Source organism: Aeromonas simiae (genome assembly GCF_014892695.1).
Taxonomy (GTDB): domain Bacteria; phylum Pseudomonadota; class Gammaproteobacteria; order Enterobacterales; family Aeromonadaceae; genus Aeromonas; species Aeromonas simiae.
In genome coordinates, this window is sequence record NZ_CP040449.1 from 2,466,948 (window position 1) to 2,484,100 (window position 17,153).

Genomic DNA, 17,153 nt, shown 5'->3' on the forward strand with positions numbered 1-17,153 from the left:
TTTTTGTTGTCCGCGGTAGTCCGAGCAAGTCGCCTAAATCCAGCCATAAGAGTAACATCTACGGTCACATTGGTTTTGTAACACCGGTTTTGGTGTTACTACTGGGGGAATGTGCCGTGAGTAAAGACAAGCTGACCGACTCAAAGCTGAGAACCGCCAAGCCTGAAGCCAAGGAATACAGCTTGGGTGACGGTGACGGGCTTTACCTAAGGGTTAAGCCGAATGGTGCGAGGCTATGGGTGTTCAACTACTACAGGCCGAGCGACAAGAAACGCGCCAATATCAGTTTTGGCCCCTACCCTGATGTTACTCTTGCCGCAGCCCGAGAACGGCGGCGAGAAGCTCGTGCTCTATTGACTCAAGCAATCGACCCCAAACGTCATAAAGAAGAGCAAATTGCGTTTGTTCAGGCAGAACAAGAAGCCAACGCGAACACGTTCGAACGTATGGCTGCCATGTGGCTTGAGTTGAAGCGCCATGACGTATCGGAAGCCTATGCTGATGACTCATGGCGATCTCTTGAGCTGTATGTGCTGCCATTCATTGGTTCTATGCCAATCAACCAGATCCGGGCGCCTAAAGTAATTGAGATGCTTCGCCCCATAGAAGCAGACGGTAAGCATGAGACGGTGCGGAGACTGTGCCAACGGATTAACGAAATCCTCGACTACAGCGTTAACCACGGTTTACTCGATGCCAACCCCTGTGCAGCAATTCGCAAGGTGTTCAAAAAGCCAAGCAAGAAGCACATGCCGACCCTAAAGCCGACAGAATTACCTATGCTGATAGCCGATATCGCCAATGGACGGCTCGATCATGGCGTTGTTTCCCAAATCGATGCAGCTTGAATGGAACTAACAGAGGACTTGGTGATCTGATCACCACCATCCTCTTCAAGTCTGCATTATGGGCAAGTCGCTTCACCCCATCACCAATTGGCCTAAATACAACAAGTCTTTAATTAACCGAGGTTCACTCACCTTCTGGGTTGATGCCGAAGTCATGAACAACTGGCTCTACCACGACCATCATGGGCGGCGGGGCCGCAGCCAGCTTTACACTGACCAGACCATCTGTACCTTCCTGATGCTCAAGGGAATTTTCAACCTCACTCTGCGGGCTACTCAGGGACTATTCGACTCCCTGTTCGAGTTGATGAATGTGCCGTTGTGCGCACCGGACTATAGCTGTGTCAGCAAGCGGGCCCGCACGGTGACCGTGACCTATCGGCAGCCCAGCAAGGGGCGCATCACCGACCTGGTTATCGACTCGACTGGCCTGAAGGTGTTTGGCGAAGGCGAGTGGAAGGTTAGAAAACATGGCGCTGAGAAGCGGCGAGTGTGGCGCAAGTTGCATCTGGCGGTAGACCCGGTGAGCCACGATATCGTGGCGGCGGAAGTCTCGCTGGAAAATGTCCATGATGCTGAGGTGTTGCCCACCTTGCTTAACCCTCTGCGGCGTAAGCTGGGGCGTGTTTATGCAGATGGCGCCTATGACAGCAAGGCCAGCCATCAGCTTATCTCGCGCAAAGGGGCGATAGCCTGTATCCCGCCTCGCAAGAGTGCGGGGCTCTGGAAAAAGGGGCATCCAAGAAATGAGGCTGTGCTGGTGATGCGCAAGGAAGGGTTGGCGCACTGGAAGAAGATATCGGGGTATCACCGTCGCTCGCTGGCAGAGACGGCGATGTACCGGTTCAAACAGTTGCTGACGGGGAAAATCAGTCTGCGTAACTACAACGGTCAAGTGGGAGAGGTCATGGCCTACGTGTGTGCGATGAACAAACTGAATACCCTTGGCCTACCTGTCAGAAAGCCCCGAGTGTAGCGCTCACCCTGGGCTGGGAACGTCATGACTTGCTGGCTGATTTGGGAAACAACGCCAGCTTCAACATGATCTCCCTCCTTGGGCATCGCATCCCCTCCCTTAGCCAAACAGGTGATAAGAATAGGGAGTATCAACAGCACAACAAGCAGGAACTTGGCCCCGAACAGATCAACAGCAGCACGATACCCAGAAAGAACGTCAATCAATATTGGCGCTTGCCACACACCAATTAACAACAAGATCGCGGGAATTGCAGCTCGGCATTTCAACACAACCCAAACGCAAGAAATAAACTGGATAAACATCAGCATTTCTATCATAACAGCATGAAAGGCGGGCCAATCATACGCCATTAATACAGCACGGGCGTTTAAGCTAGAGCCCATCCAGATACCCGCAAACAACACACCGGCAACAGAATACTGTTTAGCTTTTGCTAAAAGCATTTTTGAAAACATATAGCCTCCCGTTTGTATATATGCAATATACAAGTGGCAGATAATTTAGACAATTAAATGATGCGTTTTTGAAGGTGAAGATAAATATTAATTCACTTCACCTTTATTTAATTAAAGACTTTGTTTGCACACGTCCACTGGAACGCCGGAGGCCGTGCAGGCCAGTATGCGGCGAAGGGAGTCATTGCAACGGTTGTGCAGCTCCATAACCCGCTTGAGCTCCGCCTTGGAGCAGGGGAGCGCGTTGTTGCACTCCACCACCTTGATGGGTACCCAAGGGCACATCCGCTTGATGTCGGCCTGCACCTTGGCCGCCGTGGCGGCCATATCGACAGCCCCCAGCGGGGCATCTGAGGCCGCTACAGCAGCGGCCAGAACCAGAGCGATCATGCAATGCCCTCCATGCCTGCGCCTATGCGGCACAGCAGCTCGCCGAAAGCTTCATGCAGAACAGGGTGGTTAGCGACAATCGCAAATGCTGCATTAAGCGGTGCGAGCGCTGGCTGCAACTGTTTGGCCAGTAATTCAACATGCTCGGGATGTAGGTTAGGTGATACTGACTCTATCAGGTCTATCAATTCTTGCTGTGGTAGTAGGGCAATCCCGATATGTTCCATCATTAATGCTCCCGTTCACTAATTGTAGTACTCATTATTGAGTTATCCACAAGCACTCTGTTTTGCTTCACCTTCACCCTGTTTTGCTTCACCTTCACTCTGTTTTGCTTCACCTTCACCCCATTTTGCTTCACCTATTAATGTTTTTTCTGTTTATAATCAGATGGTTATCGTCCCTTAAATATATATAAACAAGAGATAAACAGGATCTAAAAGCGCAGGAGTAAAATTCTCGTTGCGACTGGGGGTAACTGCGCTAAGCCGTCCATAGGTCATCGGTCCGACCTGTGGGCGGTAGCAGTTATCCCCTAAGCGTATTTACCCTATTGATGCCGTTTATTGGGAACATTGCGTGTGGCGATACGCTCTACCATCCAAGCATCGATTTCTGATTCGATAAATGCTACCGATCGAGCTCCAAGGCGAACCGTTTTGGGGAAAAGATCTTGGGCCATCAAGTCATAGATAGAGCTTTTTGATAATCCTGTTTTTTTAACTGCCTCCCCAACACGAATAAAACGTAGTGTTTGATTGGGGGTTGGGATGTATTGCTCCATAATTGCCTCATCGTTTTGTGTCGATGGAGTTATTAGAGCACGAGTTGGACGGGAAACGATGACGTGTAATATTTATTAAACTGCTTAGTAAATTTACACGTCAATAGTCATTCATTATGGAGAATCTACGTATGGCTTATTCATTGCGGAGCCAAGCAATCTCTCGATTGTATTGATTTCCAGTGGACACCCTTTTTCACCAAAAAGAGTCCATTCTTGATCTAAAATGATTTCAGCCCACCCCTTGGCTGTACTACATTCTTCTGGCCACTGTGCTTTAGCGTAGATAGCAGCCTTTAGCACTACTTCACGATTGGCTGCAAATCTTTCTGCATTGCCATGAGGCTTATGTCTTTTTTCTGTAGTAAAATGGCTTGCTCTGGTTTGGTTTATATAATTATTTTTTACCATCAACTCACCAGATATCATGTGTTCATAGATTTTTTTCAAATCATCATGCATCACCCTCAATCTGCTATTCATATCACATATTTCGATATCTAATAAATTGATGTATTTAGCATGAGAAGCTCCATCTTCAACATAACTAGCTCTGAGATCCCAATGTAGAGGGCTACGCCGCCCAAAAACTTCTGTGTGAGATATCTTGAAGTTATTTACTTCCCAGAAGCCAGAGATAGAAATCTGAATGTTAACCGATTCATCTTGAGGAGGAAAATTCAGCGATGCATCATAGATAAAATTATCTGGGCCGTATAAGCCAAATTCAGTTCTTCTCGAATCAGTGTATGAGTAAATTTTAGGAATGGTCTCATCTACTATTATTTCAGTGGCGAATTTGTTACCAATATCATCATTTATAATAACCGAGTCCTCATACTTACTATAGTAGAACTCAGAGTCGGTAAAGTCCGCATAAAATATGATGGCACCAATGTATGCCCAATGATATATGTCTTCAAGCTCACAATCCAATAAACGAGCAGCTCGTACAGGTGTGCAATACTCGAGAGGGATGAGAGATGGTTTTCCTTGCTGTAGCTTATCAACCATGCTAATGCCTCTTTACTTTTCCTTTTATATCGAAGGTCGCCTTGATTTTATATTTACTCATTCACGGCTTGACGGATTTGAAAGCCAATAGCTAGAGATAAATTACCTTGGCTGGCTTGCTCAATATGGTTACTCCACCAATCCATCATGATTACTCGTTGTTCAAAATAGTCTGTTCGGTTGTAGGCTCGGCGGATTTCGTTCTCATCACTATGGGAAAGTGCTGCTTCAATAGCGTCTGGGTTGAACCCTTGTTCGTTCAGGGTCGTGCTACCAAGGGAACGTAAACCATGGGCGACTAGTCTGCCGCCATATCCCAATCTCTTCAGAGCTGCATTCGCACTTTGATTGTTGATATGTCCTAACGGATCGCGATATCCAGGGAAGACATAGGGACGGTGCCCGCTAATGGGCTTCATGCGTTCTAAAAGGGAAAGTGCTTGCGAGGTCAGTGGCACCCGATGAGGGCGATCCATCTTCATTCTATCTGCAGGAATGTTCCAGACTCTGCCTTCAAAGTCGATCTCATCGGCGTTGTTTCCCAAATCAGCCAGCAAGTCATGACGTTCCCAGCCCAGGGTGAGCGCTACACTCGGGGCTTTCTGACAGGTAGGCCAAGGGTATTCAGTTTGTTCATCGCACACACGTAGGCCATGACCTCTCCCACTTGACCGTTGTAGTTACGCAGACTGATTTTCCCCGTCAGCAACTGTTTGAACCGGTACATCGCCGTCTCTGCCAGCGAGCGACGGTGATACCCCGATATCTTCTTCCAGTGCGCCAACCCTTCCTTGCGCATCACCAGCACAGCCTCATTTCTTGGATGCCCCTTTTTCCAGAGCCCCGCACTCTTGCGAGGCGGGATACAGGCTATCGCCCCTTTGCGCGAGATAAGCTGATGGCTGGCCTTGCTGTCATAGGCGCCATCTGCATAAACACGCCCCAGCTTACGCCGCAGAGGGTTAAGCAAGGTGGGCAACACCTCAGCATCATGGACATTTTCCAGCGAGACTTCCGCCGCCACGATATCGTGGCTCACCGGGTCTACCGCCAGATGCAACTTGCGCCACACTCGCCGCTTCTCAGCGCCATGTTTTCTAACCTTCCACTCGCCTTCGCCAAACACCTTCAGGCCAGTCGAGTCGATAACCAGGTCGGTGATGCGCCCCTTGCTGGGCTGCCGATAGGTCACGGTCACCGTGCGGGCCCGCTTGCTGACACAGCTATAGTCCGGTGCGCACAACGGCACATTCATCAACTCGAACAGGGAGTCGAATAGTCCCTGAGTAGCCCGCAGAGTGAGGTTGAAAATTCCCTTGAGCATCAGGAAGGTACAGATGGTCTGGTCAGTGTAAAGCTGGCTGCGGCCCCGCCGCCCATGATGGTCGTGGTAGAGCCAGTTGTTCATGACTTCGGCATCAACCCAGAAGGTGAGTGAACCTCGGTTAATCAAAGACTTGTTGTATTTAGGCCAATTGGTGATGGGGTGAAGCGACTTGCCCATAATGCAGACTTGAAGAGGATGGTGGTGATCAGATCACCAAGTCCTCTGTTAGTTCCATTCAAGCTGCATCGATTTGGGAAACAACGCCCTTGAGCACGCCACCCCAGCGAAATGAGGCTGCCTATAACAAGCGATATTCAGCATCGACAACGTACAGGCAACGAAGGCAACCGACATCACGCGAGAGAGAAGGGCCGTGATGACGCCCCCGAACGCTATGCCCGCTTGTGCAGGGGAAAACCCACTCTCCATGCATATTATCTGTTGTGCGCCAGCTACATGCTTTAGCGGGAGAGCCCAGCGATGGTGGCAGCGACATGCTCAGCACCGCGCCGGATCTCCTCCATCACGTCGGCCACCTCACCAATTTGCTGCTGTCCCTGCCGGGCACGCTGGGCGGCAGCCTGCATCTGATCGTTCACCTGGCTGGTCAGCGCCTGATTCTGCTGCACCACACCGGCTATCTCGCTGGTGGAATAGGAGGTTCGGGCGGCCAGCTGGCGCACCTCATCAGCCACCACCGCAAATCCCCTCCCCTGCTCGCCGGCGCGGGCGGCCTCAATGGCGGCGTTAAGCGCCAGTAGGTTGGTCTGATCGGCGATGCTGCTGATGGTCGAGACGATCGCCTCGATACTCTTGGCCTGCTCGCTGAGCCGCGCCATCAGGGTGCTGGCGCTCTCCATCTGGCTGACGATGCTGCCGGACGTCGACACCGCCCCCAGCAGCAACTCGGCGCCACGTCCGGCCGACTGCTCGGTGACGATGGCGGTCTCGTGGGCCACCCCGGCCACCTCTTGCACCGCCTGCGCCTGCTTGATCCGCTCGGTGATATCAGAGGCAAACTTCACCACCTTGACCACTCTGCCATCGGAGTCACGCACCGCGTTGTAAGTCGCCTCCAGCCAGATTTCACGCCCCTGTTTGTCAAAGCGAAGGAAGCGCCCTGACTGGAACTGCCCACTGCCCAACTCGGCCCAGAAGTTCGGGTTTTCCTGATAGAAACGCTCGTCGCAAAAGAGGCGATGATGGCGCCCGACGATCTCTTCAAGCCGATAACCCATGGTGTTGAGGAAGTTGCTGTTGGCGGTGAGGATATTGCCATCGGGCTGAAACTCGATGATGGCCATGGAGCGATCGAGCGCCGCAAACACCGACTGGAGGGTGATGAGCTGCGTATACATCGCCGTCACCTCAGAAGCGACCAGCACTATCTTCTCCACCCGCGCCTCTTCGCGCACCGGGAAATAGGTCGTCTCCAGCCACAGCTCCCTCCCCCCTTTGCCGAGGTGGCGGAAGATCCCCTGCTGGGGGCGGCCATTTGCCAATTGCATCCATAAATCACGGTAGCGTTGCATTTTGGTATCAGCCGGATCACACAACAGGGTGTGGGGCTGCGCCACCAACTCATGCCTGGCATACCCCACCAGCTGCAAAAACAGGGGGCTGGCTTCGAGGCACACCCCTTCGGGGCTAAACTCGGCCATCGCCAGATGCTGGCGCAAGCCTTGGTCGAATGCCTCGATCCGGGCCAGACTCTGGCCAAGCGCGGCCAGCTCCTGCTTGAGTTTGGAGTTGAACATGAGGGTCCTCGCACAATGAGAGTCACATTTTCCGGCCACATGGCCACTGCCGTCTGACGCACCTTCATCAGGCCTGATGATTCGCGCCAGGAGGGAGTGCGAGAAACGTGCCAGCGCACCAATGCAAAAGCCGCCCCGAAGGGCGGCTTTTATCACTGGCCTGACGGTTATCAGAACAGCAGCTTGTAGAGGATACCAGACATGGCGATGAGGCCAATCAGGGTAACGAAACCGTTGCTCAGGTTGCCGGCGTACTTGCGCATGGCCGGTACCTTGATGATGGCGTACATCGGCATCAGGAACAGCAGCATGGCGATGATCGGGCCACCCAAATCTTCAATCATGCCGAGGATGCTCGGGTTGATGGTGGCGATGATCCAGGTGGTCAGGATCATGAAGACAGCGGTCACCTTGTTGAGCTGCTTCACATCCACTTTCTTTCCCTGCTCGCGCAGCGCCTTGGCCATCAGGCCGTTCATCCCTTCCTGGGCTCCCAGGTAGTGACCGAGGAACGACTTGCTGATGGCGACCATGGCGATGAGCGGTGCCACAGTGGCGATCACCGGGTTGTCGAAGTGGTTGGCCAGATAGGAGAGGATGGAGATGTTCTGCTCCTTGGCGGCCATCAGGTCAGCCGGGGAGAGGCTCAGCACGCAACTGAACACGAAGAACATCACGGTCATCACCATCATGATGTGGGCGCCCAGCAGGATGCTGCTGCACTTCTTCTCAGCCTGCTCACCGTAGCGGCCCTTATTGTCCACCGCGAAGGAGGAGATGATGGGAGAGTGGTTAAAGGAGAACACCATCACCGGAATGGCCAGCCACAGGGTCTTCACGAAGTCACCGCTGAAGGCATCGGACAGGGCCGGGGCTTCGCTGATGATGGCGCCGTTCCAGTGCGGGATCAGGTAGAGCGCCAGCCCCATCAGGGTCAACACGAACGGGAACACCAGCACACTCATCGCCTTGACGATGAACTGACCGCCGAGGCGAACGATCGCCATCAGGCCGAGGATCAATACCAGGGAGAGGATGATACGCGGCGGCGGGGTCATGCCAAGCTGGTGCACCATCAGGCTCTCGACCGTGTTGGTGATGGCCACCGAGTACATCAGCAGGATCGGGTAGATGGCAAAGAAGTAGAGCAGGGTAATGAGCTTACCGGCTGCCTTACCGAAGTGCTCTTCCACCACCTCGGTGATGTCGCCATCACGGGTCGAGCCGGAGAGCACGAAACGGGTCAGCCCACGGTGGGCAAAGAAGGTGAGCGGCAGCGCCAGTACCAGCATCGCTATCAGCGGCCACAACCCACCGACACCGGCGTTGATCGGCAGAAACAGCACGCCGGCTCCGATTGCGGTGCCATACAGACCCAGCATCCACACCAGGTCAACCTTTTGCCAGCGGCTCGCCTGAGAGACCTGCTGGGCTACGACGCCTTCGGCGGCAATATTCATGTCAGACATCTGTCATTCCTGTCGAAATTTATTGTGTGTGACCGGGGGCTGCATTCGCATCCTGATTGCGATAACACCCTTCCTTGTGCTGTCTGCCACAATGCCGCTGTGCCGGCGGCCTCTACCCGGAATCCAGGGTGTACCCCTGCGCATTCAACATGTCGTTAACGCGCTCACCCTGTGCAAGGACGACTCTAGTCAAATGCCCTTTACAAGCACAGTGTTTTTTGAAGTTTTCAACGAAAGTTTGATTTCAGTCTGTTTTTGACGTGTGGGGATCACACAAAAAATCGCCATTAGCTACAAAACATAAACAATATTTGATTAATTTTGCCTGTCGCCCCTTTTTTGTTAGGTAAATGTGACAGCGGCGCCGTAAACAACAGCGGGGTGGCCCATGCACCCCGCCGTTGTTATCACCTTGTATCAGTTAAGGCGTTGCGCCCGGTGTCTCACCACAGGCGCGGCCAACGCCTCTTGCGCCGCCACCAGTTGCAACTCATACGCCCCCGCCTGCCAGGTCGCCTTGAGCACCGCATCGACCGAGGCATTGGTACGCTCAAAGGCGGCCACCGGATCATGACCGACCAACAGGTTGGCCAGCATCATGGCACTGAGCAGATCCCCCACCCCAACCGGCTGCAACGCAAAATCATAGAGCGGGCGCTCGATGTGGAAAAATCCCTCACGGCAGGCCAGCAGCATCTCGAAACGCTCAGGATGCTGCGCCGCCCGCCCCAGATGCTTGACCAGCACCATCTGCACCCCGCGGCTGAGTAGCTGGTCGCAGGCACTGCGCACCCCGGCCAGATCCTCGATATGACGCCCGGTGAGGGTTTCAAGCTCCAGCAGATTCGGGGCCACGATGTCAGCCACCGGCAGTGCCTGCTCGGTCAGAAACTCGCTCACGCCGGGGGCGACGATACACCCCTTCTCCGGGTGGCCCATGACCGGATCGCAGAAGTAGAGCGCTGCCGGGTTGGCCGCCTTGATCCGCCTCACGGCAGCGAGGATCTCATCGCCTTGGGCCGCCGAGCCGAGGTAGCCGCTGAGCACCGCATCACACTGACCGAGCACCTCGATCCCGGCCATCCCCTCTACCAGATCGCTGATGTGCCCTGCCGGCATCGCCATGCCGCGCCAGCCCTGACGATATTGCGTGTGGTTAGAGAACTGCACCGTGTTGACAGGCCACACCTCCAGCCCCAGGCGGCGCATCGGAAAAACGGCGGCGCTGTTGCCGGCGCAGCCGAATACCACGTGGGACTGGATAGAGAGAATGCGTTTCATAAGGTCACCGTTGGAGTTGAAAACAACAAAACGGGCATCCCTGCCCGTTTTTTATCATTGCGTCTTAACGCAGTACTTTCACCGTGTAGCTGCCATCAGCCTGACGGTATAGACCGTGAATATCGGTCTCGAAACCGGGGTAATGGGCGCCAATGTCGCAGAGCATCTGCAGGAAGTCCAGTACCGGACGCGACGCATCGGTCACCACCTCACCCGGCAGCACCAGCGGCACTCCCGGCGGATAGGGCAGGATCATGTTGGCGCTGACGCGGCCCACCATCTGCTGCAACGGCACCTCTTCCACGTTACCGGCCAGCTCTTGCTGCCAGGCGGCGTGCGGGGTCATCTTCATCTCGGGCAGTACGTCGAAGGCCTTGAACATCAGCTCCGGCAGGCGGTACTTGATGGTCAGCTCGTGGATGGCCTGGGCCAGCTCCTGGATGCGCATACCTTCATAGAAGTGCGGGGCCTCGTTGTAGAGGGCCGGCAGCATCTTCTTGATGCTCAGGTTGAGGTCATAGGCACGCTTGAACTCGGTCAGGGCGCGCAGCAGCTGCATCGCCTTGGACTGATCGATACCGATGGAGAAGAGGAACAGCAGGTTGTAGGGGCCGGTCTTCTCAACCACGATGCCGCGCTCGTCCAGGAACTTGGAGACCAGCGAAGCCGGAATGCCGCTGCCGAGCAGCTGGCCGTCACTCCCCATCCCCGGGGTGAGCAGGGTCACCTTGATGGGATCGAGGTACATGTGGTTGTCATCGATGTCCTTGAAACCGTGCCACGCATCCTTGGGATCGAGCTTCCAGCACTCGACGCTATCGATGTTGTCCGGCTGCCACACGTCGAAGAACCACCCTTCGCTCTGCTCGCGCAGGTACTTGATCTCTTTACGAAACGAGATAGCACGATCGATGGAGTCCTTGATCAGACGCTTGCCGGTGTTGCCGCGCATCATGGCCGCCGCGATCTCGGTGGAGGCGACGATGCCGTATTGCGGTGAGGTGGAGGTGTGCATCATGAAGGCTTCGTTGAAGGTCTCCTCCTCCACCTCCCCCTTGATGTGGATCATCGAGCCCTGGGAGAAGGCCGCCAGCAGCTTGTGGGTGGATTGGGTCTCATAGACCACCTTGCCCGGAATGGCGTCGCCGCTCATGCCGCACTTGCCCTCATAGATGGGGCTGAAGTTGGTGTAAGGCACCCAGGCGCTGTCGAAGTGGATGAAGGGGGTCTCCAGGTTCTCCTTGATGAAGCCGGTGTTGTAGAGCAGGCCGTCATAGGTGGAGTTGGTGATCACTGCGTAGCGCGGCATCTTGGCGCCTGGGGTCGCCGCGACCTTGGCATGGATGGTCTCGGGCAAGAACTCGCTTTGCGGAATACCGCCGAGGATGCCGTAGGCGTTGCGGGTCGGGCGGAAATAGATCGGGGTCACGTCGCTCATCATCATCAGGTGGGTGAGCGATTTGTGGCAGTTGCGATCCACCAGCACAGTGCTGCCGGCCGGCGCCGAGAACATGCCGACGATCTTGTTGGCCGTCGAGGTGCCGTTGGTGACGATGTAGGAGCGATCGGCGTTGAAGGTGCGCGCGATGTACTCTTCGGCCTCCTTGTGCGGGCCGGAGTGATCGAGCAGCGAGCCCAGCTCCGGCATGGAGATGGAGACGTCCGCCTTGAAGGCGTTGGGGCCGTAGAAGTCATAGAAGATGCTACCGGCCGGGCTCATCTGGAAGGCAGTGCCCCCCATGTGACCCGGGGTGCAGAAGGTGTACTTGCCCTCTTCCACGTACTTGAACAGCGCCTTGGTGAACGGAGGCAGGATAGTATCCTGATAGTCCTGAGTCGCCTGCCCCATCTTGAGGGCGATGTCGTCGGCCATGCCGAGACGGTACTCGAAGAAGTGCACGTTGAGGCGCAGGTCGGCCAGGTGGATGTCGAGGGTCGACTGATCGTTGGCGAAGGCGAAGATCGGCAGCTTTTCGTTGCGATCGTGGATCTCTTTACACAGACCGAGGGAGTACTTGTCCCAGTCGAAGATGACACCGGTCACGCGCGGGTTCTTCTCGATGAGCTTCAGCAGATCTTGTACGTCGACCGGATAGACCACCTGAAACCCCTTGCTCTCAAGGGAAGCCTGCAACTGATGGATCGGCTCTTCTTTGAAGAAGACCCCCAGGTGGTTGAGGATGGCGATGATATTCATAGAACACTCCACGTGTAAGGGGGCGCTCCCCCTGTGATTCAGGGTGAGTGGGAGCGCCGCTGCGGAAGGAAAGGGGAATCAGGCCGAGGCGTGACTGGTTTGCTGGGCGTCGTGCTGACGCAGGCCAAGTTTCTTGGCGTAGAACATGAGGATGACCAGGGAGACCACAAAGGTCGCGGTCAGGTTGGAGCCCTTGGCCCCCACCAGAGCAATCAGGCAGAAGACACAGGCCACCCCGGAGAAGAGCATGACGCCGGCACTGCGGGAGGTCATTCCCTCGAAGCGAATGAGGTTAATGCTGGAGTAGAAGTAGGGCAGCATGGTCAGCAGCACCGCATCTGTGGTCAGCACGTTGAACAGATCGGCCGCGTGGGCAGACTGGGCGGTGAAGGCGGTCAGCACCACCATCAGCGCCGTCATCTTGAGCGAGGCCAGCACCAGCCCCTTCTTGGCGACGCCGTTCTTGTCCACTTCCCCATAGATTTTCGGGAAGTTGCCATCATGGGCGGCGCGCTTGCCGGCTTCGCCCACCAGCATCATCCAGGAGCCGAGCGAGGTGAAGCAGGCCAGGGCGGTGAAGGCAGAGACAAACGGTGCTGACCACTCCCCGAAGATCGCCGCCGCCGCCATGGCGAACGGGGCCCCGGAGGCAGCCACGTCGGCCGCTGGGAACATGCCGCTGATCACCTGGGTCGAGAGGATGTAGATGACACCGGCCATGGCGGTACCGAGCATGGTGGCGATCGGTACGGTGCGCTTGGGGTTCTTGACCATGCCGGAGGAGACCGCCGCCGATTCGACCCCGACGAAAGACCACAGGCAGATCAGCACGGCGCTGATGACGGCGTGGATGTCGTTGCTGCCGGAGGTGTTCCAGTTCTGGTTGTAGAGGGCGCCGTCGAAGTGACCCCAGCCGATCAGGGCGGTACCGATCACCGGGATCAGGATCAGCACCAGGCCTAAGGTGGTCAAACGGCTCACCCAGCTGCCGCCGAGCAGGTTGACAAAGGTGAACACCCAGACCGCAACGATGGTGGCAACGGCGGCCGGGATCGGATCATTGAGGATCGGGAAGAACACCGACAGGTAGGAGACCCCGGTGATGGCAATGGCCAGATTACCGATCCAGTTAGCGTGGTAATAGAGCACACCAGTCTGGAAACCGAACACGGGAGAGATCTCACCGGCATAAGCGATAGGCCCACCATCCTGAGGGTTCTTGGTGGCCAGGCGGGCGAACACGAAGGCCAGGCCCATCGCCCCGAACAGGCAGATGACCCAACTGAACACCGAGATTGAACCTATCGTGGCCAGCGCACTGGGAAGCAGCGCGATGCCGCTGCCCATCATGTTACCGGCCACTACGCCCGTACAGGCGATGAGGCCAATCTTCTTCGTATCTGACATAAGAACGACTCCGAAAACCTTGGGGGCGCATCGCTGCGCCGCGTGACCTGGCGGACATCCCGCCGGGCAGTGGTTGCAGAGTAGGGAGAAGGGGGCTTAAAGACATCAGGAAGGGCTCAGGGATAAAAACATTAGCCCTGCGCCGGTAAAACGTTGTGCATCAGGCATTAAAAAAACATAAAGATGTTTATTTTCATGGTGTTAAAAGAGACTGCCGCCCGCTGCCATGATATTTTCATGATGTCATCAGCCCCTCCTGATAAGCCGGTTTTCGCTCGCCACGGTGCGCGCAGGGCACGTAGCGCGCCGGCGCACACGTGAGAAGAAAGAGGGCGGCAAGCGGCTGGTCTCGCTCAGTCAGAGCGGATGGGGACGGGAGGAAGTAAATGGTCACTGACACGCGACGAGCCAGTCACCAAGCGGGGCGATGATGGCAGAAGAAGGGGCGAGCGCGCCATCGGCCCCCGGCGCACGCGTACGCCGGGAGCCTGCACTCAGAGTGCCTAGAAGAGCTTGACCTCGCTCGGGGTCATGCTGTGGTAGAGATAGGGAGCCAGGGTTTCAAGATGGCTGTCAAAGCCAAGGTGGGCGCAGAGCCGGAAGGTCTGCTCGCTCGCCTCCATCAGGAAGGCCTCGGCGTAGGCATCGCCCGCCATCTCGGCATGCCCCTCCAGCTCGGCCAGCTTGCCGGAGAGGATGTGATAGAGCACGCTCTGGCCATGCAGGGCCGCCTGGGCCAGATCCTGACGGGACTGGGAGAGATCCCCCTCCAGCAAGGCCTGCAAGGCCAGCGCCTCCCAAACCCTGGAGGCGACCCCATAGTTCAGCCCCTCGGCTTGGCCGCGCAGGCGCTGGCCGCTCTCCGCCAGCGGCGTCCCCTCCTCCTTGCCGCCCAGCGCCAGGTGCACCATGCCGGCCAAGTAGCGCTCGGCCAGCAGCAGGGCGTTGTCCGGCTCATCTTGCAACGCCCGATCGAGCAGCCCGAGGCCATGGCGCTGGCTCTCAAGCTGATTGCTGTTGATGTAGTAGTAGGCCTCCATCATGGCCACCAGCGCCCCTTCGTCGCTTGGCCACTCCTGTCCGGGCTCGCTGTGTTCACTGCCCAGCGCCCGCAACAGATCGCGACTGCTGGCCGCCAGCGCCGCCCCGACATGCTGCTGGCCGAGCTGATACTGCTGGCTCAGCATCACCCGCCCGGCGCCGTGGTTACGGTACTCCAGATCGAGATAGGTGCCGCCGCTCTGGCGAGCTACCCGGATGTTGACTTCACGCCCAGGCTGGATTCCGCCGGTCAATCCCGCCTCATCCAGTTGCACCCGCAGCGGGGTCGCCGCCGTCACCTCACGCATCAGGGCGCGGGTGATACCGTCGGCCAGCCGCCCCTCACGCTCACTGCCCTCGCCCCCATGCAGGCGAAACACCACCAGCTCAGGGTCGAGCACACTCTGCACATGGGGCTTGGACTGCTGCCAGGTGAGCGTGCTCACCAGGGCCACCAGCACCAGTACCACGAAGAGATCGAAGCTAAGTAGGCGCCAACGTCCGCCGCGATTAGCCTGATGGACCCGCAGTGAGAGCGAGCGCGTCAACGGCCCAGCCGGGAAAGGGGGGGGGGCAGGAGGAGCCTCCTCGGCGGGAGCCACCTCTTGTGCAGTCAGCGCCTTCACCTCGGCCTCATCCAGCTCGCTGACGGGTGCGACTAGCTTGTAACCACGTTTAGGCACGGTGGCGATATAGTCCACCGGGTTGGCATCCCCATCTTTGAGGATCTTGCGCAGCTCGAAAATGGACTGGGTCACCACCTGGTCGGTCACCACCGCCCCCTCCCACACCGACTCGATCAGTTCGTCACGCCCGAAGACGGTCTCTGGGTTGTCCGCCAGAAAGCGCAGCAAATTGGCCAGGCGCGGCTCGAGCGAGACCTCGCGATCCTGACGGTAGAGCTTGTTTTCATCAACGCGGAGGACCCAGTCATGGATCCGGTAAAAGGGTAATACCATGGCCAATACGTCTGCGATTTAAGGAGGGTGGGAAGTGCGATTGACGAGGAGGGGGGTGCCCTGCTCGACCCATAGTTACGACCGTGCCGCACTGTCATTCATACGACACATACCGCTATAAACAAAACTTTATTCAAAAAGTGTGGTGCAATTCAAATTTAACATCAATTTAATGCGATAAAAATTGATCTACCCCAACTTAATACCCATGTCGTAGTGCCGATGATTTCCGTCCAAATAAAAAGCCCCCGCCATGGGCGGGGGCTTTTACCTCAACGAGCTTAGCAGTAACCGTAGCTCATCAGGCGCTGATAACGCTGCTCCAGCAACTGCTCGTTATCCAGTGGGCGCAGGGCATCGAGATCCTGCTTGATGCGGCTCTTGAGGCTCTTGGCCATCTTCTCCACATCACGGTGGGCGCCGCCGAGCGGCTCGCTGACGATGTGATCGATGAGCTTGAGCTCTTTGAGGCGCTGGGCCGTGATCCCCATCGCCTCGGCGGCGACGGTGGCCTTGTCAGCACTCTTCCACAAAATAGAAGCGCACCCTTCTGGTGAGATCACCGAATAGGTGGAGTACTGCAACATGTTGACACGATCGCCCACGCCGATGGCCAAGGCGCCGCCGGAGCCGCCTTCACCAATCACGGTGCAGACCACAGGCACGGTCAGGCCGGCCATCTCCTTGAGGTTGCGAGCAATCGCCTCGGACTGGCCACGCTCCTCGGCACCTACGCCGGGGTAAGCGCCCGGGGTGTCGATGAAGGTGATGATCGGCATCTTGAAACGTTCGGCCATCTTCATCAGGCGCAGGGCCTTGCGATACCCCTCGGGGCGCGGCATGCCGAAGTTGCGCTTGATCTTCTCCTTGGTCTCACGCCCCTTCTGATGGCCGATGACCATCACAGGCTCGCCGTCGAGACGGGCGATACCGCCCACGATGGCCTTGTCATCGGCATAGGCGCGATCACCGGCCAGCTCGTCGAACTCGGTGAAGATGTGCTCGATGTAGTCGAGGGTGTAGGGACGCTGGGGATGGCGTGCCATCTGGGATACTTGCCAGGCCCCCAGGTCAGCGAAGATCTTCTTGGTCAGCTCTTCGTTTTTCTTCTCCAGCCGACGGATATCCTCATTCAGATCAACGGCATTGTTGTGCTCGCTTACGTGCTTGAGTTCATCGATCTGCGCCTGCAGCTCGGCGATCGGCTGTTCAAAATCCAGAAAAAGACTCATAGGGCCTAGAACC

At 56.5% G+C, this 17,153-nt stretch carries 14 protein-coding genes and 2 pseudogenes; 2 read left to right on the top strand and 14 right to left on the bottom strand.

Translation table 11 applies throughout. The features are described from left to right. Positions 1-116: 116 nt before the first annotated feature. Positions 117-839: pseudogene (locus tag FE240_RS11575) on the top strand (phage integrase central domain-containing protein); the annotation flags it as partial. Between the two features lie 67 nt (positions 840-906). Further along, a complete protein-coding gene (locus FE240_RS11580; protein WP_193000518.1) occupies positions 907-1,824 on the top strand; it encodes an IS5 family transposase in 918 nt (305 codons plus the stop codon). Here FE240_RS11580 and FE240_RS11585 read toward each other — a convergent pair. The 14 genes and pseudogenes from FE240_RS11585 to accA form a co-directional block, all read right to left on the bottom strand. After that, positions 1,761-2,282 (bottom strand): hypothetical protein, encoded by a 522-nt coding sequence (locus FE240_RS11585; RefSeq protein WP_226798795.1) that lies wholly within the window; start codon positions 2,280-2,282, stop codon positions 1,761-1,763. The genes FE240_RS11580 and FE240_RS11585 overlap by 64 nt on opposite strands. A gap of 111 nt (positions 2,283-2,393) precedes the next feature. Beyond that, complete coding sequence (locus FE240_RS11590) at positions 2,394-2,672, bottom strand: hypothetical protein (RefSeq protein ID WP_043168316.1); 279 nt, start codon at positions 2,670-2,672, stop codon at positions 2,394-2,396. Further along, complete coding sequence (locus FE240_RS11595; RefSeq protein WP_226798796.1) at positions 2,669-2,902, bottom strand: hypothetical protein; 234 nt, start codon at positions 2,900-2,902, stop codon at positions 2,669-2,671. The genes FE240_RS11590 and FE240_RS11595 overlap by 4 nt, the downstream gene beginning before the upstream one ends. Positions 2,903-3,222: 320 nt before the next feature. Then, positions 3,223-3,456, bottom strand: coding sequence for a helix-turn-helix transcriptional regulator (locus FE240_RS11600; protein WP_193001103.1), 234 nt, complete (start codon positions 3,454-3,456; stop codon positions 3,223-3,225). A gap of 114 nt (positions 3,457-3,570) precedes the next feature. Then, positions 3,571-4,470, bottom strand: coding sequence for a hypothetical protein (locus FE240_RS11605; RefSeq protein WP_193001105.1), 900 nt, complete (start codon positions 4,468-4,470; stop codon positions 3,571-3,573). 53 nt (positions 4,471-4,523) lie between these two features. Next, positions 4,524-5,006: pseudogene (locus FE240_RS11610) on the bottom strand (tyrosine-type recombinase/integrase); the annotation flags it as partial. A gap of 50 nt (positions 5,007-5,056) precedes the next feature. Continuing rightward, positions 5,057-5,974, bottom strand: a complete 918-nt coding sequence (locus tag FE240_RS11615) for an IS5 family transposase (protein ID WP_193000518.1) — start codon at positions 5,972-5,974, stop codon at positions 5,057-5,059. A 284-nt stretch (positions 5,975-6,258) separates the two neighbouring features. Further along, on the bottom strand, positions 6,259-7,554 hold the full coding sequence (locus tag FE240_RS11620; protein ID WP_193001107.1) for a methyl-accepting chemotaxis protein: 1,296 nt from the start codon (positions 7,552-7,554) through the stop codon (positions 6,259-6,261). Positions 7,555-7,724: 170 nt separating this feature from the next. Next, positions 7,725-9,023, bottom strand: a complete 1,299-nt coding sequence (locus FE240_RS11625; RefSeq protein ID WP_193001109.1) for an HAAAP family serine/threonine permease — start codon at positions 9,021-9,023, stop codon at positions 7,725-7,727. 417 nt (positions 9,024-9,440) lie between these two features. Then, a complete protein-coding gene (gene pdxY, locus FE240_RS11630) occupies positions 9,441-10,304 on the bottom strand; it encodes a pyridoxal kinase PdxY (RefSeq protein WP_193001111.1) in 864 nt (287 codons plus the stop codon). Positions 10,305-10,368: 64 nt separating this feature from the next. Continuing rightward, positions 10,369-12,501, bottom strand: a complete 2,133-nt coding sequence (gene cadA, locus FE240_RS11635; protein WP_042048132.1) for a lysine decarboxylase — start codon at positions 12,499-12,501, stop codon at positions 10,369-10,371. Positions 12,502-12,579: 78 nt separating this feature from the next. After that, the gene (gene cadB, locus FE240_RS11640) at positions 12,580-13,908 is read right to left on the bottom strand and encodes a cadaverine/lysine antiporter (RefSeq protein ID WP_042048131.1); all 1,329 of its coding nucleotides are present in this window, start codon (positions 13,906-13,908) and stop codon (positions 12,580-12,582) included. 503 nt (positions 13,909-14,411) lie between these two features. Next, complete coding sequence (gene cadC / locus FE240_RS11645; RefSeq protein ID WP_193001113.1) at positions 14,412-15,908, bottom strand: lysine decarboxylation/transport transcriptional activator CadC; 1,497 nt, start codon at positions 15,906-15,908, stop codon at positions 14,412-14,414. A gap of 281 nt (positions 15,909-16,189) precedes the next feature. Next, a complete protein-coding gene (gene accA, locus FE240_RS11650) occupies positions 16,190-17,140 on the bottom strand; it encodes an acetyl-CoA carboxylase carboxyl transferase subunit alpha (protein WP_042048129.1) in 951 nt (316 codons plus the stop codon). Positions 17,141-17,153: the final 13 nt, after the last annotated feature.